Annotated in this window: 14 protein-coding genes; 3 read left to right on the top strand and 11 right to left on the bottom strand. The window is 38.9% G+C overall.

The features are described from left to right. The 8 genes from ACIQ32_RS07545 to ACIQ32_RS07580 all read right to left on the bottom strand — a co-directional run. On the bottom strand, window positions 1–2080 hold a 2080-nt coding region (locus ACIQ32_RS07545), incomplete at its 3' end, for a GH92 family glycosyl hydrolase (RefSeq protein ID WP_396195076.1). Between the two features lie 41 nt (window positions 2081–2121). Beyond that, window positions 2122–2958 carry an endonuclease/exonuclease/phosphatase family protein gene (locus tag ACIQ32_RS07550; RefSeq protein ID WP_396195077.1) on the bottom strand — a complete coding sequence of 279 codons (837 nt, stop codon included), beginning with the start codon at window positions 2956–2958 and terminating at the stop codon, window positions 2122–2124. A gap of 175 nt (window positions 2959–3133) precedes the next feature. Beyond that, on the bottom strand, window positions 3134–3895 hold the full coding sequence (locus ACIQ32_RS07555; RefSeq protein ID WP_396195078.1) for a succinate dehydrogenase/fumarate reductase iron-sulfur subunit: 762 nt from the start codon (window positions 3893–3895) through the stop codon (window positions 3134–3136). A gap of 39 nt (window positions 3896–3934) precedes the next feature. Then, window positions 3935–4303: a four helix bundle protein gene (locus ACIQ32_RS07560; protein WP_396195079.1), complete on the bottom strand. Its 369-nt coding sequence runs from the start codon at window positions 4301–4303 to the stop codon at window positions 3935–3937. 33 nt (window positions 4304–4336) lie between these two features. After that, window positions 4337–6346: a fumarate reductase/succinate dehydrogenase flavoprotein subunit gene (locus tag ACIQ32_RS07565; RefSeq protein ID WP_396195080.1), complete on the bottom strand. Its 2010-nt coding sequence runs from the start codon at window positions 6344–6346 to the stop codon at window positions 4337–4339. An 18-nt stretch (window positions 6347–6364) separates the two neighbouring features. Further along, window positions 6365–7204 (bottom strand): succinate dehydrogenase cytochrome b subunit, encoded by an 840-nt coding sequence (locus tag ACIQ32_RS07570; protein ID WP_396195081.1) that lies wholly within the window; start codon window positions 7202–7204, stop codon window positions 6365–6367. 163 nt (window positions 7205–7367) lie between these two features. Next, complete coding sequence (locus tag ACIQ32_RS07575) at window positions 7368–8243, bottom strand: hypothetical protein (RefSeq protein WP_396195082.1); 876 nt, start codon at window positions 8241–8243, stop codon at window positions 7368–7370. Window positions 8244–8327: 84 nt separating this feature from the next. After that, on the bottom strand, window positions 8328–9179 hold the full coding sequence (locus ACIQ32_RS07580) for a ChaN family lipoprotein (protein WP_396195083.1): 852 nt from the start codon (window positions 9177–9179) through the stop codon (window positions 8328–8330). A gap of 84 nt (window positions 9180–9263) precedes the next feature. Between ACIQ32_RS07580 and ACIQ32_RS07585 the strand changes: the two genes are divergently transcribed. The 3 genes from ACIQ32_RS07585 (at window position 9264) to ACIQ32_RS07595 (ending at window position 12196) form a co-directional block, all read left to right on the top strand. Continuing rightward, window positions 9264–9860, top strand: a complete 597-nt coding sequence (locus tag ACIQ32_RS07585; protein WP_396195084.1) for a Crp/Fnr family transcriptional regulator — start codon at window positions 9264–9266, stop codon at window positions 9858–9860. 93 nt (window positions 9861–9953) lie between these two features. Beyond that, window positions 9954–11246: an aminopeptidase P family protein gene (locus ACIQ32_RS07590; protein ID WP_396195085.1), complete on the top strand. Its 1293-nt coding sequence runs from the start codon at window positions 9954–9956 to the stop codon at window positions 11244–11246. A gap of 161 nt (window positions 11247–11407) precedes the next feature. Then, window positions 11408–12196 (top strand): alpha/beta fold hydrolase, encoded by a 789-nt coding sequence (locus ACIQ32_RS07595; RefSeq protein WP_396195086.1) that lies wholly within the window; start codon window positions 11408–11410, stop codon window positions 12194–12196. A 77-nt stretch (window positions 12197–12273) separates the two neighbouring features. Here the strand turns inward: ACIQ32_RS07595 and ACIQ32_RS07600 are convergent, their stop codons facing one another. The 3 genes from ACIQ32_RS07600 to kbl all read right to left on the bottom strand — a co-directional run bounded on the left by ACIQ32_RS07600 (window position 12274) and on the right by kbl (window position 17900). Beyond that, complete coding sequence (locus tag ACIQ32_RS07600) at window positions 12274–15054, bottom strand: PD-(D/E)XK nuclease family protein (RefSeq protein ID WP_396195087.1); 2781 nt, start codon at window positions 15052–15054, stop codon at window positions 12274–12276. Window positions 15055–15117: 63 nt separating this feature from the next. Further along, complete coding sequence (locus ACIQ32_RS07605) at window positions 15118–16512, bottom strand: OmpA family protein (protein ID WP_396195088.1); 1395 nt, start codon at window positions 16510–16512, stop codon at window positions 15118–15120. A 197-nt stretch (window positions 16513–16709) separates the two neighbouring features. After that, window positions 16710–17900, bottom strand: coding sequence for a glycine C-acetyltransferase (gene kbl / locus ACIQ32_RS07610; RefSeq protein WP_396195089.1), 1191 nt, complete (start codon window positions 17898–17900; stop codon window positions 16710–16712). Between the last annotated feature and the right edge of the window lie 161 nt (window positions 17901–18061).

Genomic DNA, 18061 nt, shown 5'->3' on the forward strand with positions numbered 1-18061 from the left:
GATGCGGAGTCTTTTGAAATTCTTCCAGCCCGAAAATTTGTAAATAATCGCCATTCCGATTACGGTTGATGTAGTCGGTTTTGTTTTCGTTTAAATGGACTTTAATACTTTCAAAATAAGGTTCGGTTGTACTCCAGCCTGTTTTACCCGGAGTAACCGCATAAATTCCCATCGAACTCAAAACATACCAGGCACTCATTTGACCGCAATCCTCATTACCAATCAAACCATCGGGTGTGTTTTTATAGAATTCGTTTAAGATATAATGCACTTTTTCCTTGGTTTTCTCGGGTTTGCCAATGTAATTGTACAAATACGCCATATGGTGACTCGGCTCATTGCCGTGCGCATATTGACCAATTAACCCGGTAACATCCACTTGCTCTCGTCCCGTGGTTTTACTTTCGCTGTTAAACATTTCGTCGAGTTTGACTTCAAATTTTTCCGGACCGCCGTAAGCTTCAACCATGCCTTGTATGTCTTGCGGTACAAAGAATGAGTATTGCCACGAGTTGCCTTCGGTGAAATTGTTGTTAATTTCCCGTGGGTCAAAAGGTTTGTCCCAGCCGCCGTTTTTCTTTGGACGCATAAAACCGGTTGTCCAATCGAAGACATTTTTCCAGCTTTGTGAGCGTTTCATAAAGTAATCGTAGTCGGCTTTTTTATTCAAAATTTTAGCCATTTGGGCAATACACCAATCGTCATAAGCATATTCCAAGGTTTTGGAAACGCTTTCGTGCTCATCATCCATCGAGATAAACCCTTGTCTTTTATAGGCGTTCAACCCGAGATGATCTAACATAGCTGAATGTTTGGCGGCCTGAAATGCCAATTCGTAATCAAAACCTTTGATGCCTTTGGCCATAGCGTCAGCCATTACAGAAACCGAATGATAGCCAATCATACAATCGGTTTCATTGGAGGCCAATTCCCAAACGGGTAATCTGCCACCTTGTTCGTATTGTTTTAAAAACGTGTTGATGAAATCCACCGTGCGCTTTTTTTCGATTAAAGTATACAACGGATGCGCACCACGGAAGGTATCCCAAAGCGAAAACACCGAATAGTAATCAAATCCTTCTGCTTTATGAATTTGATTGTCACGACCACGGTATTTGCCGTCTATGTCTTGGGCGATATTCGGTTGCACCATCGTGTGGTATAAGGCAGTGTAGAAAATCGAGAGTTTGTCTGTATTGGTTTCGGTGATTTCAATTTTGGCCAATTGTTGGTCCCAAAGTTGCTCGGCGGCTTTTTGAACTTTACTAAAATCCCAACCCGGAATTTCGCTCATGTTGCCTTTGGCGCCTTCGTAACCCGTTGGTGACAAAGCGACTTTGACCCATATTTTATCACCTTTACTCACTTTTTTAGAAAAACTTAAGGCCAATTGCGTTCCTTTAAATACTTTGTCAGTAGCAGCAGCTTGAGCTGAGTTATTACTTCTGATTTTATTGATTTGCATCGGATGGCTGAATTCTATACGGGCAAAAACGTATTGGTCTTTCGCCCAAGCTTCACTTCTTCGGAGGATTTCGATGGTTTTAGCATTCACGATGCGCACTTCGCCTTGTAACAATTTATCGCGGTGGTTTAAATCCAAAATAATATTGGCTTGACCCGAATTATTGAAAGTATATTGGTGAAAACCCACACGAGTAGAAGAAGTCAAAGCCACGTCAATATTGTGTTTGTCGAGTTTTACAGCGTAGTAGCCTGCTGAGGCTTTTTCGTTAGCATGTGAAAAGGTTGAGCTGTAATCTTTTGGGCTTAACTTAGGTTCACCCATAGTTGGCATCAGCATGATGTCGCCATAATCGCTACAACCTGTACCATTCAAATGCGTATGGGAAAAACCGTAAATTACGGTGTCGTCGTAATGATAACCGGAACAACCGTCCCAACTGCCGTCAATGCGGGTATCGGGTGACAATTGCACCATGCCGAAAGGTACTGTAGCGCCGGGATAAGTATGTCCGTGACCACCGGTGCCAATCATTGGGTTGACATACTGGTGGAGATTTTGGCCAAAAACGGAGAGCGAAAACAATAAAAATAAGCTTGAGAATCTAAGTGTCATAGTGTGTTTGTTTGTAATCTCAAAGATAGCAAATGCTTTTGTTAAATTTTGAGTTCGATGAAAACGGGCAAGTGATCAGAAGGATATTTCAAATCTTTAGCATCACTCAAAATGGCGTATTTTTTTACTTTGAACGGATTGTTTTTAGATAAGAAGATGTAATCAATGCGTTTAGTCACACCTTCATTGTGTTTGAAACCGTTGAAAGTACCGCTTGGGCCAAAAGGTTTTTCTTCCGAGATATCGTGACTGTCGGGCATTTCTTTTTTTAGGTTGATGATTCGCTCTTCGGTTGGTTCTGAATTGAAATCGCCCATCAAAAAAACAGGATAATTTTTAGTATTGAGTGCCGCGATTTTAGACAGTATCAGCAGTATGGAATTTGTACGTGCCAATTCGCCCATATGGTCTAAATGCGTGTTGAAAACCCAGAAAGTTTGTTTGGTTTTATGGTCTTTAAACAAAGCATAAGTGCACACACGATTGAGTGCGGCGTCCCAACCTTTGGAGATTTTATCCGGTGTTTCCGAAAGCCAAAAGGTGTTTTCGAGCAAGACTTTGAATCGGTTTTTTTGGTAAAAGATATTGGACGATTCGCCTTTGCCTTCACCATCTCTGCCGGTACCGATGTAATTGTAGTTGGGCAATAAGCTGGCAATATCAGTTACTTGATGCGGTAAAGCCTCTTGTATACCCAAGATATCCGGTTCGTAAAAACCCACTTGCGATGCCCAATATGCTTTGCGATTCGGCCAAGCATTTTCGCCGTCTGAAGCTAGGTCGAGGCGAATGTTGTAGGTCATTAATTTTAATTTTTGTGCAGAAATGGTACTGCTAAAAACCAAAATAATCATCAATGAAAAGAGGATTTTTTTCATTCGGAATGAAGTTGATAGTTTGTTACTGTAAATATACATTTTTATTGCAGGGTTTGCGTGAGCGATTGGAGCAAGTACCGTGTACTGCGGAAAGCGCGGCCTGAAAGGACACGCCATAAAAAAACGCATCCAAATGAATGAATGCGTTTTAATGTTATATGCCTTTGGCTAATACCTATTTGATACTCGCTTTTAGATATTCGCGGTTCATGCGCGCGATGTTTTCCAAGGAAATGCCTTTCGGACATTCAACTTCACAAGCACCGGTATTGGTACAGTTTCCGAATCCTTCTTCGTCCATTTGGCGTACCATGTTTAAAACACGTTGCGTGGCTTCTACTTTTCCTTGTGGTAATAAAGCGTATTGCGATACTTTGGCACCAACGAATAGCATAGCGGAACCGTTTTTACAAGTCGCCACACAAGCACCGCAGCCGATACAAGCAGCGGCTTCAAAAGCTCGGTCAGCGTCGTGTTTTGGTACCGGAGTTGCATTGGCATCAATGGTTCTTCCGGAAGTATTTACCGAAACGAAACCACCGGCTTGTTGGATTCTGTCGAAGGCACTTCGGTCAACTACTAAATCTTTAACCACCGGGAAAGCTTTACTTCTCCAAGGTTCAATGTAGATGGTATCGCCGTCGTTGAATTTTCGCATGTGCAATTGACAAGTCGTAGTTCCGGTATCCGGACCGTGTGCACGACCGTTGATGTATAACGAACACATACCGCAGATCCCTTCGCGACAATCGTGGTCGAAAGCCACCGGTTCTTTTTTCTCGTTGATTAATTGCTCGTTCAATTGGTCTAACATTTCCAAAAATGAACTCGCAGTAGAAACGTTATCTAATTTATAAGTTTCTATTTGACCTTTGGCTTTGGCATTTTTTTGACGCCAAATTTTAAGGGTTATATTGATGTTTTTTGCTGCACTCATGTGTTTTTATTTAAGTGATTGGTAATTAGTGATTAGTGATTAGCTTTTTGATATTGAGTTATAAAAAGCGTTTATCATTTTACTTTCTTCATTAATCAAACTAATTACATGATTAAACATATCTAAATCTTGAATAAATTCTAATTCTTTAGCGATAAGTAATTGCGTTTCTAATTCATACAAAGAGCCTCTAGAAATATCGATAAAATGCCCAAAAGATTTATCGGTGTTTCTTCCATAACCTTCCGCAATATTAGACGGAATTGAAACAGAAGCTCTTTTAATTTGATTAGTCAATGCGTACAATTCTTCTTGAGGAAAATCCTTAGTCAATTTATAAGTAGAAATGACAATTTGAAACCCTTTTTGCCAAATCAATAAATCTTTATACGATTTTATAGTACTCATTAACTAATTACCAATTACTATTCACTAATTACTCTATTTATAATTACGAGCGGCTATTTTGATAAACTCGTATTTCAATTCTTCTTTGTGAAGATTTTCTTGGCTGATGTCGTAGCCCATGTATTCCCAAGCGCTGACAAATGAAAAGTTTTCGTCATCACGAAGGGTTTCTCCTTCTGAATCTTGGTATTCTTCACGGAAGTGACCACCACAAGATTCTTTTCTTTGTAGTGCATCCATGGCCATTAACTGTCCTAAATCGATAAAGTCGGCCACACGAAGTGCTTTCTCTAATTCAGGGTTTAATTCGTCTGAACTTCCCGGAACGTAAACGTCTTTGTAGAATTCTTCTTTTAAGGCCGCGATTTCTTCGATGGCTTCTTTCAATCCTTTTTCGTTACGAGCCATACCAACCTTATTCCACATAATCAAACCTAAACGTTTGTGGAAATGGTCAACCGATTTCGTTCCGTTATTGCTTAGGAATTTATCGATTGCTTCTTTTACACTGTTTTCTGCTTCGGCGAATTCAGGAGAATCGATAGAAATTTTTCCGGTTCTGATTTCGTCTGCCAAATAGTTGGAAACCGTGTAAGGCAATACGAAATAACCATCGGCTAAACCTTGCATCAAAGCTGAAGCCCCTAATCTGTTTGCTCCGTGGTCAGAGAAATTCGCTTCCCCGGCAACGAAACAACCCGGAATAGTGGATTGTAAATTGTAATCTACCCAAACACCACCCATAGTGTAGTGAACCGCCGGATAAATCTTCATTGGCGTTTCGTATGGATTTTCGTCGGTTATTTTTTCATACATCGCGAAAAGGTTCCCGTATTTTTCTTCCAACCATTTTTTACCCAATTTGGTCACTTCTTCCGCTGACGGATTGTGATTTCCTTGAGAGTAAGCCGCTTGGCGACCTTTGGTTTGGATTTCGGAAGAGAAATCTAAGTAAACACCTTCATTGGTGTCGTTTGCTTCAATTCCATAGCCTTCGTCACAACGCTCTTTAGCCGCTCTTGAAGCTACGTCACGTGGTACTAAGTTTCCAAAAGCAGGATATCTTCTTTCTAAGAAATAATCTCTGTCTTCTTCTTTGAGTTGTGTTGGTTTTAATTTTCCGGCGCGAATCGCTTCGGCATCTTCTTTTCTTTTCGGCACCCAAATTCTACCGGAGTTACGCAACGATTCCGACATCAATGTCAATTTCGATTGGTTTACGCCGTGAACAGGAATACAAGTTGGGTGAATTTGTACAAAACAAGGATTCGCGAATAATGCGCCTCTTTTGTGAACTTTCCAACCGGCAGTTACGTTACTTCCCATGGCATTGGTTGACAAGAAATATACATTTCCATAACCACCTGAAGCTATAATTACGGCATGAGCCGAATGTCTTTCTAATGCTCCTGTAACTAGGTTACGGGCAATAATTCCACGGGCTTTTCCGTCAACTTTTACTAAATCCAACATTTCGTGACGGTTGAACATTTGTACATTTCCAATTCCAATTTGTCTGGATAAGGCTGAATAAGCGCCTAATAACAATTGTTGACCGGTTTGTCCGGCGGCGTAAAAAGTACGTTGTACTTGCGTTCCACCAAATGAACGGTTGTCTAACATTCCGCCGTAATCACGGGCAAAAGGAACACCTTGTGCCACACATTGGTCAATGATATTGGCAGAAACTTCGGCCAAACGGTGAACGTTAGCCTCACGAGCTCTGTAATCACCGCCTTTGATGGTATCGTAAAATAGTCTGTAAGTACTGTCGCCGTCGTTTTGGTAATTTTTGGCTGCGTTGATTCCGCCTTGAGCAGCGATAGAGTGTGCTCTTCTTGGAGAATCTTGGAAACAAAATGCTTTTACATTATATCCCATTTCCCCTAAAGAAGCAGCGGCAGAAGCGCCGGCTAAACCGGTTCCAACTACGATTATATCGATTTTCGGACGGTTGTTTGGCGCAACTAATTTTAAATGATTTTTATGATTAGTCCATTTCTCTGAAATAGAACCTTCTGGTATTTTAGAATCTAACTTCATGATGTATACTGATGTTGATTATTTTAGGAAAAAGTGAATGTAAACCGGAATTGCAGCAAATAATAGCGGCACTACTATAGCAAATGCTTTTCCGAAACCTTTGATGGCCGGCGTATACTTAGGATTGTTTAATCCCAATGATTGGAAAGCACTTTGGAAACCGTGAAGCAAGTGGAAAGCCAATACAAACATGGCTAAAACATAAGCAATTGTTGCAATTAAACCAGTTTTAGGGTCTTTGAAGAAAGCCACGGTAATTTTGTGCAAATCTTTATAGCCATCGCCCATTTTTACATTGGCCACTTTATTGTAAAACTCTGTTCTGTTTCTGATTTCCAATCCCATTTGTTGCAGCTGAGCGGAATCAGCAGGGAAAAATTTTCCGTTGTCAGTGGTAATGTAATAATCCATTTTTTGTCCCATTTGGTCCACCGTGATGGTTTGCAATGGCATTTTTTCATCAAAATGCATTACCGCCCAAAAGTTTACCATGTGTGTTACAATAAAAACCAAAATCAAAGTCCCCAATACCGCCATATTTCTGGAAGAAAAACTGCTGTTTTTGGAAGGATTGTTTTTGGCGTAACCAATAGGTCTTGCTTTCACATTTTGATAAGTCAATAAAAACCCGTCAACGGCGTGGAAAAGAATAGAAAGGTAAGTGAGATAAGAAAGAATTTTTACTGCCGGATTAGAGGTCATGAACAACGCATACTTATTGAACGCTGATGCATCGCTAAAAATTAATTGAAGATTTCCTGCTAAGTGACCCGCTAAAAACAAGCATAAAAATAAACCTGTAAGAGCCATCCAATATTTTTTTGCCAAGGACGACTTTAAAAGTGCAGATTTTGCCATAATTGTTGTGTATAATTGTTTAAAAAAATCACACAAAAATAAGGCTATTTGGGATTAACTACAACCTTTTCGTTATAATTTATAATGAATTTAAAGTGAGTTTAACAGTTGTTGATTATCAATTGTTTAAAAGGCTTTTTTAAGATCAAAAACTTAAACAAAACTATCTTACGTAACTCGGAATCAAGCCACGTAATCCCATGTCTACAACATTTTCCCCAATGGAAGGTTCAAATTTGCCGTCGGTATTCACTTCTTGCCACTCAAAACTGTTGTTGATTGAAAGGGAAAGAGTTATCACTACATTTTCTGTTTCGTTGCCGCTGATGACCAAATTATTGGCAAACTTTCCGGTCACAACACAGGTGTTTAAGTTTCTGGGAATTGGAGAAGTGGCCTCAATCGGATTAGGAACGGTGGTAGTTCCTGCAGGCGCTTGTCCGGAGGATGAGTAAGGCTGATTGTTCAGTCCAAATGCCCAATAACCCTGTGCTTTGTTGGCATTGACTTGAAAAATATTATTGCCGATATTAAATTCGTCGATGTAGGTATTAAACCCAACAAAACTGGCTAGAGTTCCGGTGTAATCTACATTTTGATGGCGAATGTTGATTTGGTAATTCTGATACGATAAAGAAACGCGCATCCATTCATAACTTCCCGAAGCCACTTGACTCAATGGAATTTCCAGAAAAGTTTCGCCTTCCGCCACAATTTTAGACTGACTAAAATCGATGGCAGTAGCACCTCCAATGTTTGTTTCAGGAGCGTGGTAGAGTATGGTTCCGTTGCCCAATTGTGTATTGGCATTCGGCGCTAATTCAATATAATGGGAGGAAATAGTATTGAAAATCGGTGATTGAGCCGCATTCCCCGGAGCTACTACAGCAGGTTGTCCCAAGTTATTTAAACGGATTTGATTCTCATCGAATTGAAACTTGATGATCAGCATCGGTTCTTCCGGAGCGCCATCACTGCTACAAGAAAAGAAAGGTATCGCAACGATAAAGAAGAGCAGAAGAATATAAACTTTTTTCATTGTATTTTGATTTTTTCCGCTACGAGCCAAACAATTCGGCTACGCTTCAGATGATTGATTTTGATTGATATTGTTAAGACGATGTTAATGTGTTTTTGTTACATCTTCATCTATAACGAGAATATAGTCGGCTTTATTGTATTCTTCAGGCATTATTTTTTCTAAATCTTTCTGTTCTATTGTAGCAATGGTGATTATCGGAAGGTTGGGCAACGCATTTTTCAAATACCAATAAATCCCTTCAAAGTTGTCCGAATGGTAAGTGCCGTTGTAGTGAATGAAAATCGAATCCGGTTTTAAGTTCTTCTGAATAAAATAAGCCATAGTGGCGTCTTTACTGGCTTGCGCTTTCGGCATATTCGGACTGGCATGATCGCCCATCATTTTCATCATATTGACATAACCCGGTAAATTTTCGTCATAGGCCATCGGCAAAGGCGCTATCCAAGATTTTTCTTCAGCCGTTAAAGTTTCCAACGCTTCAAATCCTTTTTTAGAAACCATAGAAGCATACCTTCTTGGAATATTCGTAGCAATAAAAGGCAGTTTTTTTGCTTTGGCAAAGTCAACTAAGGGTTTGTAATCGGTTTTGAAATTGGGCCAAAGGCGCGCTGTAGTGTCCAATTGTTTTTGGTTGATTTCTCCGTTTAAATACTGGTTTAACTGTTTCTGGTTGTCGGATTCTATCATTTCCGCGCCTAAAACCAAAGGCTTTTTCTCTGCCAAATCTTTGGTTAATTCCAGTTGCAACCAATGTACTACCGAATTGTTATGGTATTCGCCAAACAAAACCACTTGCGCTTTTTCGGTATCTTTCAAGAGTTTAGCATAAGTGGTCTTTTTGCCTTTTTTGTCAAACAATTGGTAGGCTTTTTTGTCCTGAGCCGATAAAACAAAACCAATCAAAAATGTGATGAACAACGTAACCTTTTTCATAAGCTAAATTTTGTTTAAAATTATTCATTAATGATTGAATAAAAAAATGTGTCTTAAAAAAGAATATTTTTGTGCCTGATATTTATGAAAAATCAAAACGACATCGTGGCTTTTTTAAACTATTTGCGTCATTTTATGAATGATTCAGACAAGCATTTGGAAGAATCACTGCTCGAAATCGCCAATCGTTTCAAGGTGTTGACCTTAAAAAAGAACCAACTTTTAGTCGAGGAGAATCAAGTCTGTCCCTATTTCTGTTATGTGGAAAGCGGCATATTGCAACACGCCATTTTGGTAGATGATGAAGAAAAAACGACTTACTTGGCCTTGCGGAATTCGGTTACGTCATCGCTAAATAGTTTTCTCAATAAAGTTCCGTCGCGAAAAAGCATCAAAGCCTTGGTCGATTGTCGGCTTTGGGTAGCCGATTTGGAAACTTTCAAAGATTTACAATCAAATAATGAAGCGTTCCAACAGTTTTACCACAATTTAATCGAAAGGCAAATCATGTTGATAGACGATTATCGCATCGACTTGCTCACACTAACTCCGGAAGAACGCTATAAAAAACTATTAGCCACTGAGCCGAAATTACTTCAAGAAGTACCACTACACTACTTGGCTTCTTTCCTCGGCATTTCCAATCGCCACATGAGCCGCATTCGGAAAAACATCGGCTGATAAAAATAACGCCATTTGGCTACTAATCGCTTTCGACTATTGTGTAATTTTGATGGAAATCAATTTTCAAATCAATTAATTTTCAAATCAGTTATGAAATACCATCCAATAGACCGCGATTTGTTTGTGAAAAACAGAGCCAAATTTACCGCACAAATGAAACCGAACAGTGTAGCGGTTTTTAATTCTAATGATATTTATCCGGTTTCGGCCGATAGTACTTTGCCTTTTGCACAGCACCGTGATATTTTTTACTTATCAGGAGTTGACCAGGAAGAAAGCATCTTGTTGCTTTTTCCGGATGCGCCTTATGAGCATTTGAAGCAAATATTATTCTTAAAAGAAACCAACGAACACATTGCCATTTGGGAAGGCGAGAAGCTAACCAAAGAACGAGCGTTTGAAGTATCGGGCATCAAATCGGTAATCTGGTTGCAGGATTTTCACAAAACGTTGAAAGAAATCATGGCTTATGCCGATACGATTTACATTAACACGAATGAACATTATCGCGCCAGCATAGAAACCGAAACCCGTGAAGCCCGTTTTGTAAAATGGTGGAAAGAAAATTATCCCGCGCATAAAGTCGAAAAATCCAACCCTATTTTACAAAGATTGCGCTCGGTAAAAGAAAGCGAAGAAATCGACTTAATCCAAAAAGCCTGTGACATTACTGAAAAAGGATTCCGTAGGGTTTTAAACTTTACCAAGCCTAACGTAATGGAATACGAAATTGAAGCCGAGTTCGCCCACGAATTTTTAATCAACCGTTCCAAAGGATTTGCTTATACGCCTATCATCGCTTCAGGGAATAATGCCAATGTGTTGCATTATATAGAAAACAACCAACAATGCAAAGCCGGCGATTTATTGCTGTTGGATGTTGGTGCTGAGTATGCGAATTACTCTAGCGACATGACCAGAACGATTCCGGTTTCGGGGAAATTTAATGACCGCCAAAAAGCGGTTTACAATGCCGTGTTGCGCGTGAAAAACGAAGCGACCAAAATGTTGGTCACCGGCAATTATTGGAAACAATACCATGTTGAGGTGGGCAAAATCATGACTTCAGAATTATTAGGTTTAGGCCTAATTGACAAAGCCGATGTTCAAAACGAAAACCCGGATTGGCCGGCCTATAAAAAATATTTCATGCACGGAACGTCACACCACATGGGATTAGACACGCATGATTATGGTTTATTACACGAACCCATGCAAGCCAATATGGTGTTCACCGTTGAACCGGGCATCTACATTCCGGCGGAAGGTTTCGGAATCCGTTTGGAGGATGATGTAGTAATCCAGGAAAAAGGTGAGCCATTCAACTTAATGAGAAATATCCCGATTGAAGTGGAGGAAATTGAGAGTTTGATGAATTCTTAGTTAGAAGAAAGAGAAAAGAAGCAAGAAGAAAGACGGCTCACTTTGTGGGTCGTTTTTGTTTTACCATTAAGGAGTTAAGAGTAATTAAGAATTTCATTAAGCTTAATTTTTCTTAATGGAAAAACTTAACTTCTTAATGGTAAAAATTTATTTTTGCATTGATGAAAACCATTACCTATAAAAACACCAAAATCTCTTTTACCGACGAAGGTAAAGGGACAGCTGTAGTTTTATTGCACGGTTTTCTGGAAAACAGAACGATGTGGAACGCTTTTGCGCCCGAGCTTTCTAAGAAACATCGTGTCATCACAGTCGATTTATTAGGTCACGGCGAAACCGAATGTCTTGGTTACGTGCACGCGATGGAAGACCAAGCCGATATGTTGTTTGCTTTGCTGACGCATCTTAAAATCAGAAAAGTGGTTTTGGTTGGTCATTCTATGGGCGGTTATGTGGCTTTGGCTTTCGCCGAATTGTATCCCGATCACATGAAAGGGTTGTTCTTGCTGAATTCTACTTCCCGTGCGGATAGCGATGAACGCAAAATCAATCGCGATAGGGCTATAGTTTGTGTCAAACAAAATTATGGCGCTTTTGTTAGTATGTCGATTGCCAATTTGTTTGCCGAAGACAACCGCGAACGCTTGGCCAAAGAAATTGAAAAGGTAAAAGAGCAGGCTTTGAAAACACCGTTGCAAGGCATCGTAGCCGCTTTAGAAGGTATGAAAATCCGAAAAGACCGCGAAGTGATTCTGCATTTTGCGCCTTATCCTATGCAATTGGTTTTAGGGCAAAAAGATGGCGTGCTGATTTATGAAGACAGTTTGGAACAAATAGAAAGCACCAAAGTCGAACTCACCACTTTCCCCGACGGACACATGAGCCACATTGAAAACGAAAAGGAATTGATGAAAGTGTTGTTGGGTTTTTTGAAAAGGGTTACCCACTAAGTCACTTAGAAGGCACAAAGCTCACTAAGTTCTTTGTGTGCTTTGTGAAAAGTCTTCGTGCTCTTCGTGGTAAAGTATTATATTTTCTCTTCAAAAGGTTTTTCCATACTAAATATTTCCTGTAGCAAAACCACAATCTGCTCTAAATAAGCTTCCATGATTTCAGGCGAAATGACTTCGAATACTTCTTTATCCTGCTTGACATTAAAAGGTAAAAATCCTGATTTTAAATTTTTAAAGGAAATGATTCCGGCTTCTATTTCGTGACCTTTGGCTTGTTCTTCATACATAAAAGCATAAGCTAAAATCTGTATGATTTTATCGTTTTTAATGTCTTCGATTAAGCCATTCCAATCTTTTAAGGTGACACTTTTTTGCTCAACTTTACCCGTTTTGTAATCGATGATTCTGATTTTGCTCTTTTCTCCTTTTTTTGATCTGTATTCAATTCGATCTACATTTCCTTTGATTAATACGGGAAATGGCAAACGCACATCATCTAAAGTTCTTTCAAAAGATTGTTCCAAAGCGATGATTTGCACTTCATCACCACTTTCCAAAGACTCTAATTCGAGTTTGAGAAAGTTGAAGACATTGCGTTTAGCTACTTCAAAAGCCAATAGGTTTCGGCCTTTTTTGATTTCGCCTTCTTTGTATACTTCTTTGAACTGCTTCAATACTTCGTCATCTATCTTTTTGAAACAACTTTCGATATCCGCTTTGGTCAATACTCTTCCGATAAAAGGTTTGTACAACGCTTCGAGTGTGCCATGGATGATGGTACCCAAAGTATTGGCCGCCACATTTTCTTCCACTTCATCAACTTCTTTAATGCGCAATACCCTTTCAAAATAAAACTGAATCGGGTTTCTGATGTAAGTTGTTAACGACGAAGGCGAAAAGCCATTCGCAGCAATTTCGCGCAAACGTTCTATAACACTTTCCGTTTTTGGTACTACTATCGGTTGGTGTGCAATATTGGGTACATCGGGGTTGAAATATTGAAACGTTAGGTTGTGTTTGGGTTGTTTTTCGACTTCCAATTGGGTAATAAAACGACTTTTTTCGCCTGCATCAAAACCGTCGCTGTCGGCGTTGTAGATGAGGTAAATGTTTTTAGCACGCTGTAATAAATGATAGAAGTGATAGGTATAAATCGCGTCTTTTTCTTTATATGTCGGCAATTCATATTCCTTTTTAACATCATACGGTATAAACGAATTGCTGCTTTTCCCCGCCGGAAATTTGCCTTCGTTAACCGAGGTGATGATTACCGTTTCAAAATCGAGGACTCGGCTTTCTAAAACGCCCATGATTTGTAAGCCGTCAAGTGGTTCGCCTTCAAAAGACACTTCGGCCACTTCGATTACTTGTTTGTAAATGGCTTGTAGCGTTTTGATGTCGTCTATGTTTTGGTGTTGACCAAAATAGGAAGTCATTTTGTTGATTACTTTGAATACTGAATAGACAAAGGCATTTGTTATTTTTTCTTCCTCGTTGTCGTTACTTAGATTCGATTTGATATGGAGTAAGATTTGGGACAGATTTTCCAGAACGGCTACTGAACCGTTATCCCATTTTCGAAACAACCGTTCGAACAACGGATGGTTTTCGGCTTGTAGTTCCTCTACTTTTTTATGGGTAATGAAAGTATAATTGTTTTTGTTGATTTTGTTGACCAATTCACCGGCGTTTACATAAGGTTCGATCAATGGATGCGTCAAAATATCGAGCACATCTTTGTAATACATCACATAACTACTCGGATTTCTTGATAAAGCGTTAGAATGCAGTTTGAATAATTTGGCAATCAACAATTGAGCAGGATTGTTTTTGCTCGAAAAACCCATAGTGACATTCAAGGCATTTACGCTATTGGGTAAAGAATGTAAAATGGGTAATAATAAATTTTCTTCGCCTAAAACAATAGCAACATTTTGCAGATTTGAATCATTTTCGGCAATATATTTATCGATAATGCTTCCGGTAATTTTGGCTTGACCGATAGCTTTGGAAGTGGCAATGACATGGATGTTTTTGGCTTCTGTAAAATCGTTGACAATCCATTCGTAAGGATGTGTTTTGTAATAAATCCATTCCGATTTGAATCTTCTTTGGAACAAACCTGCATCGTGAAAAGTATCGTGAAGCAAAGTCTCATCGATATCCCAATAGATTTTAGCTTTGTCTAATGCCAATATATGTTGAATGATTTTTTCTTCGGCTTTATTCAAAGCGTTGAAGCCCGCAAAGATGAAATGGTTTGTATTGTTTTCAGAAAAATGATCCAAATTTCCCACGGCTTCACGATAGATTAAACCTTGATAGCCAATCCCTTTGTTGCGCAGATAACCATAAAATGAATGATAATACTCAGGCAATTTTTTCCAGAAAATCAGATAGTTTTCTATTAGGTCTGTTCTTTTTTCAATATCAACAGCCCAATGTTCTATTTCCTTTATGTTTTCGAGGTATTTTAAAACATTGTCGGGTTCAAGTAGATAGCGATCGATTTCATTAAAATCTTGAAGCAATGTTTTGGCCCAATTGGCAAAGGTTTCAAAAGATTCCTGTTGGGCTTTTTCGGTAACTGAAAGATAAACAGTATAAAACTCAAAAAGCAATTCAACACTATCCACAGAACGAATTCCGGCAATGTCTTGGATAAAATCTTCTATACTTATAATTTCAGGAGCAAAAATATTATTTGGGACTAATTTCTTTAGTTCTTCCAGTAAAAAGACCTTGGCTCTTTTGTTAGGCAAAATCACTACCAAGTCTAATAAGTTATCAGTCCCGAGGCTTTGGGATTTTAGGATTTCCTGTGCAAGTTGGTAAAGAAATGTTGGTTTTGACATTTTATAAAAATAAAAAAACGCTCCGAATTTCGGAGCGTTTTCTTGAAAATATTTTGGAGGAAATTATTTTACTAATTTCACTTCAACTCTTCTGTTGTTAGCTTTACCAGCTTTAGTTTTGTTGGTATCGATTGGTTTAGACTCACCGAAACCAGCTGAAGTTAATCTTGAAGCAGCAATACCGTTTTCTACTAAGTAGTTTTTCACAGCAGCAGCTCTGTTTTCAGATAAAGTTTGGTTAGCATCATCTTTACCATCGCTATCTGTGTGACCTTCAATTGAGAAGTTAGAGTTAGGATACTCTTTTAAGATAGCAGTAATAGCTTGTAATACCGGGTAAGTTTGTTGTTGGAATGAAGCTTTACCACTATCAAATAAGATAGTTTTAGCATAGTCATTCAATCTTTTGATAGCTTCCTCAGTTACTTCAGGACAACCGTTATTAGCAACAGTACCAGCTACATCCGGACATCTGTCATCTTTATCTAACACATTGTCACCATCTCTATCCGGCCATGGACAACCACCGTTTTCTTTTGGACCTTTAACGTCTTTACATTTGTCTTCTTTATCTTGAATACCATCACCGTCAGTATCAGGACATCCGCCAAATACTTTTAAACCAGCAACTTCAGGACAAGCATCAACATTATCAGCAACGCCATCAGCATCAGTATCAGGACAACCGTTAAATTCAGCCGGACCTGCTACATCAGGACAAGAGTCTTTGCTGTTTTCAATTCCGTCACCGTCAGTATCAGGACAACCATTGAATTGTTTTAAACCAGCCTCTTCAGGACAAGCATCATCTTTGTCATAAATTCCGTCACCATCTTTGTCAGAACCACCGAATTTGAAGGTAAGACCTGCAAAATGTTGTGTGTGAGACGGCATGTCTTCACGTAAATCTTCGAAAGAGTGTTTGTATGTTGTACGGTAAGATAAACCTACAGTTTCACTAAACCAATAAGTCAATCCTAAACCTCCATTTATAGTACCTGCACTAGCCTCATCTCCTAACCAAGTGTAACCACCACCAATGTGAATTGAAGGATCGATTCTTTTGGATTTGATGAAGTTCATTAAGCTGTAGTTGATAACACCATCAACAGCATAATAGTTTAAATCTCCTGGATTGACTACTTCATATGGTCCGTTGTCAACTCTTGGCAACACATACTTAGTAATTTTGTTAATCGAACCTGTAATTCCGAAAGAAAAATTTCCTCCAACGTTTTTAGATACGCTTACAAAAGATACAGCAGGAAGAATGTTCCAATTGTCTTTAGCATTGAAATACTGTGAGAACTGGTCTTCTAATTTAGATGCAGCACTAACTCTAGTATCTACTGCGTTAACCCCGAACGTTATTGCCCAAGGGTTGTTGCTGTCTTGAGCTTGTGAGCTAAAACCAGCTAACAAAAGCATAGCAACGAATAATTTGTTAAGATGTTTCATACTTAATTTGATTAAATTATAAAAATTATAATGGAGCAAAAGTAATACCTATTAACATAATATCAAAATCTTATTGTTAAAATATGGAAATTATAGAATGAATTCGGCCAATTTTAGAATTTTTATAATAATTATGCAATAAGTAAGGTCTGTTTTGTAGAACAATTGATGTTTTCCTGTACAACAAACACTACTTTTTAGATAATTTTAAGTTCTTTAGCTACCTCTTCAAACGCTTTTATGGCCTGATCAAGATGCTCTTTGGTATGCGCAGCGGAAAGCTGAACTCTGATTCTGGCTTTGTCTCTCGGAACTACCGGGAAAAAGAATCCGATAACATAGATTCCTTTTTTCAACAATTCGTCGGCCATAATTTGTGAAAGTTTGGCGTCATAGAGCATAACCGGTACTATGGCCGAATCTCCATCGATTATATCCAAACCTGCTTTTTTCATTCCGGCTTTGAAATAGTTGGTGTTCCACTCTAATTGATCTCTTAATGTGGTGTCTTTCTCTAAAAGTTCAAAAACCTTAATAGAAGCACCAACAATAGCCGGAGCTAAAGAGTTAGAGAATAAATACGGGCGCGAACGTTGGCGTAATATTTCTATGATTTCTTTTTTAGCTGTGGTATATCCGCCCATAGCACCGCCTAAAGCTTTTCCGAGAGTTCCGGTGATGATGTCAACTCTGCCCATTACGCCTTTGGCTTCGAGTGTTCCTTTTCCGGTGGCTCCAATAAAACCGGCCGCATGACATTCGTCAACCATAACTAACGCATCATATTTGTCGGCTAAGTCACAAATTTTGTCAAGCGGAGCAACTAATCCGTCCATTGAAAACACGCCGTCAGTTACAATTAACTTGAAACGATGTCCGGCTTCAGTAGCTTTTTTTAACTGGTTTTCCAAATCTTCCATATTGGAATTTTCATATCGGTAACGCGCGGCTTTACACAAACGAACTCCGTCAATAATGGAAGCGTGGTTCAAACTATCGGAAATAATACAATCTTCTTCGCCCAATAATGGTTCAAAAACACCACCATTAGCATCAAAAGCGGCTGCGTATAAAATGGTGTCTTCTGTGCCATAGAAATCGGCTATCTTTTTCTCTAAAGTTTTGTGAATGTCCTGAGTTCCGCAAATGAAACGCACCGATGACATGCCGAAACCGTGAGAATCTAAAGTGTCTTTAGCCGCCTGAATCACTTCAGGATGGGAAGATAAGCCCAGATAATTATTGGCACAAAAGTTCAAAACTGTTTTGCCGTTTACTGTAATTTCAGCGCCTTGTGGCGAAGTGATGATGCGTTCTCTTTTGAAAATACCGTTTTGTTCAATGGTATTTAACTCATTTTGTAAGTGTTGATGAATTTTCCCGTACATGTTGTAGTTTATGAATTTTAGTTTGTGTTTGATGTTTAGCTGTTAGCTGTAATTGAGATTACAAATTTACTATTTCCAAACTTTCCCCAATGTAAACCAAGGCTTTTTTAGTCACTTTAAATCCCATCTTTTCAATAGCGTTCTGATAGTTTTCCAATTGT

This window comes from Flavobacterium sp. (assembly GCF_044373165.1).
Taxonomy (GTDB): Bacteria; Bacteroidota; Bacteroidia; order Flavobacteriales; family Flavobacteriaceae; genus Flavobacterium.

Bases quoted from the DNA above. Each gene is read 5' to 3' on its own strand.
- ACIQ32_RS07550 (WP_396195077.1), bottom strand. From the start codon at position 2,958: ATGAAAAAAATCCTCTTTTCATTGATGATTATTTTGGTTTTTAGCAGT.
- kbl (WP_396195089.1), bottom strand. From the start codon at position 17,900: ATGTACGGGAAAATTCATCAACACTTACAAAATGAGTTAAATACCATT.
- ACIQ32_RS07575 (WP_396195082.1), bottom strand. From the start codon at position 8,243: ATGAAAAAAGTTTATATTCTTCTGCTCTTCTTTATCGTTGCGATACCT.
- ACIQ32_RS07560 (WP_396195079.1), bottom strand. From the start codon at position 4,303: ATGAGTACTATAAAATCGTATAAAGATTTATTGATTTGGCAAAAAGGG.
- ACIQ32_RS07590 (WP_396195085.1), top strand. From the start codon at position 9,954: ATGAAATACCATCCAATAGACCGCGATTTGTTTGTGAAAAACAGAGCC.
- ACIQ32_RS07565 (WP_396195080.1), bottom strand. From the start codon at position 6,346: ATGAAGTTAGATTCTAAAATACCAGAAGGTTCTATTTCAGAGAAATGG.
- ACIQ32_RS07555 (WP_396195078.1), bottom strand. From the start codon at position 3,895: ATGAGTGCAGCAAAAAACATCAATATAACCCTTAAAATTTGGCGTCAA.
- ACIQ32_RS07580 (WP_396195083.1), bottom strand. From the start codon at position 9,179: ATGAAAAAGGTTACGTTGTTCATCACATTTTTGATTGGTTTTGTTTTA.
- ACIQ32_RS07570 (WP_396195081.1), bottom strand. From the start codon at position 7,204: ATGGCAAAATCTGCACTTTTAAAGTCGTCCTTGGCAAAAAAATATTGG.
- ACIQ32_RS07585 (WP_396195084.1), top strand. From the start codon at position 9,264: ATGAAAAATCAAAACGACATCGTGGCTTTTTTAAACTATTTGCGTCAT.
- ACIQ32_RS07605 (WP_396195088.1), bottom strand. From the start codon at position 16,512: ATGAAACATCTTAACAAATTATTCGTTGCTATGCTTTTGTTAGCTGGT.
- ACIQ32_RS07595 (WP_396195086.1), top strand. From the start codon at position 11,408: ATGAAAACCATTACCTATAAAAACACCAAAATCTCTTTTACCGACGAA.
- ACIQ32_RS07600 (WP_396195087.1), bottom strand. From the start codon at position 15,054: ATGTCAAAACCAACATTTCTTTACCAACTTGCACAGGAAATCCTAAAA.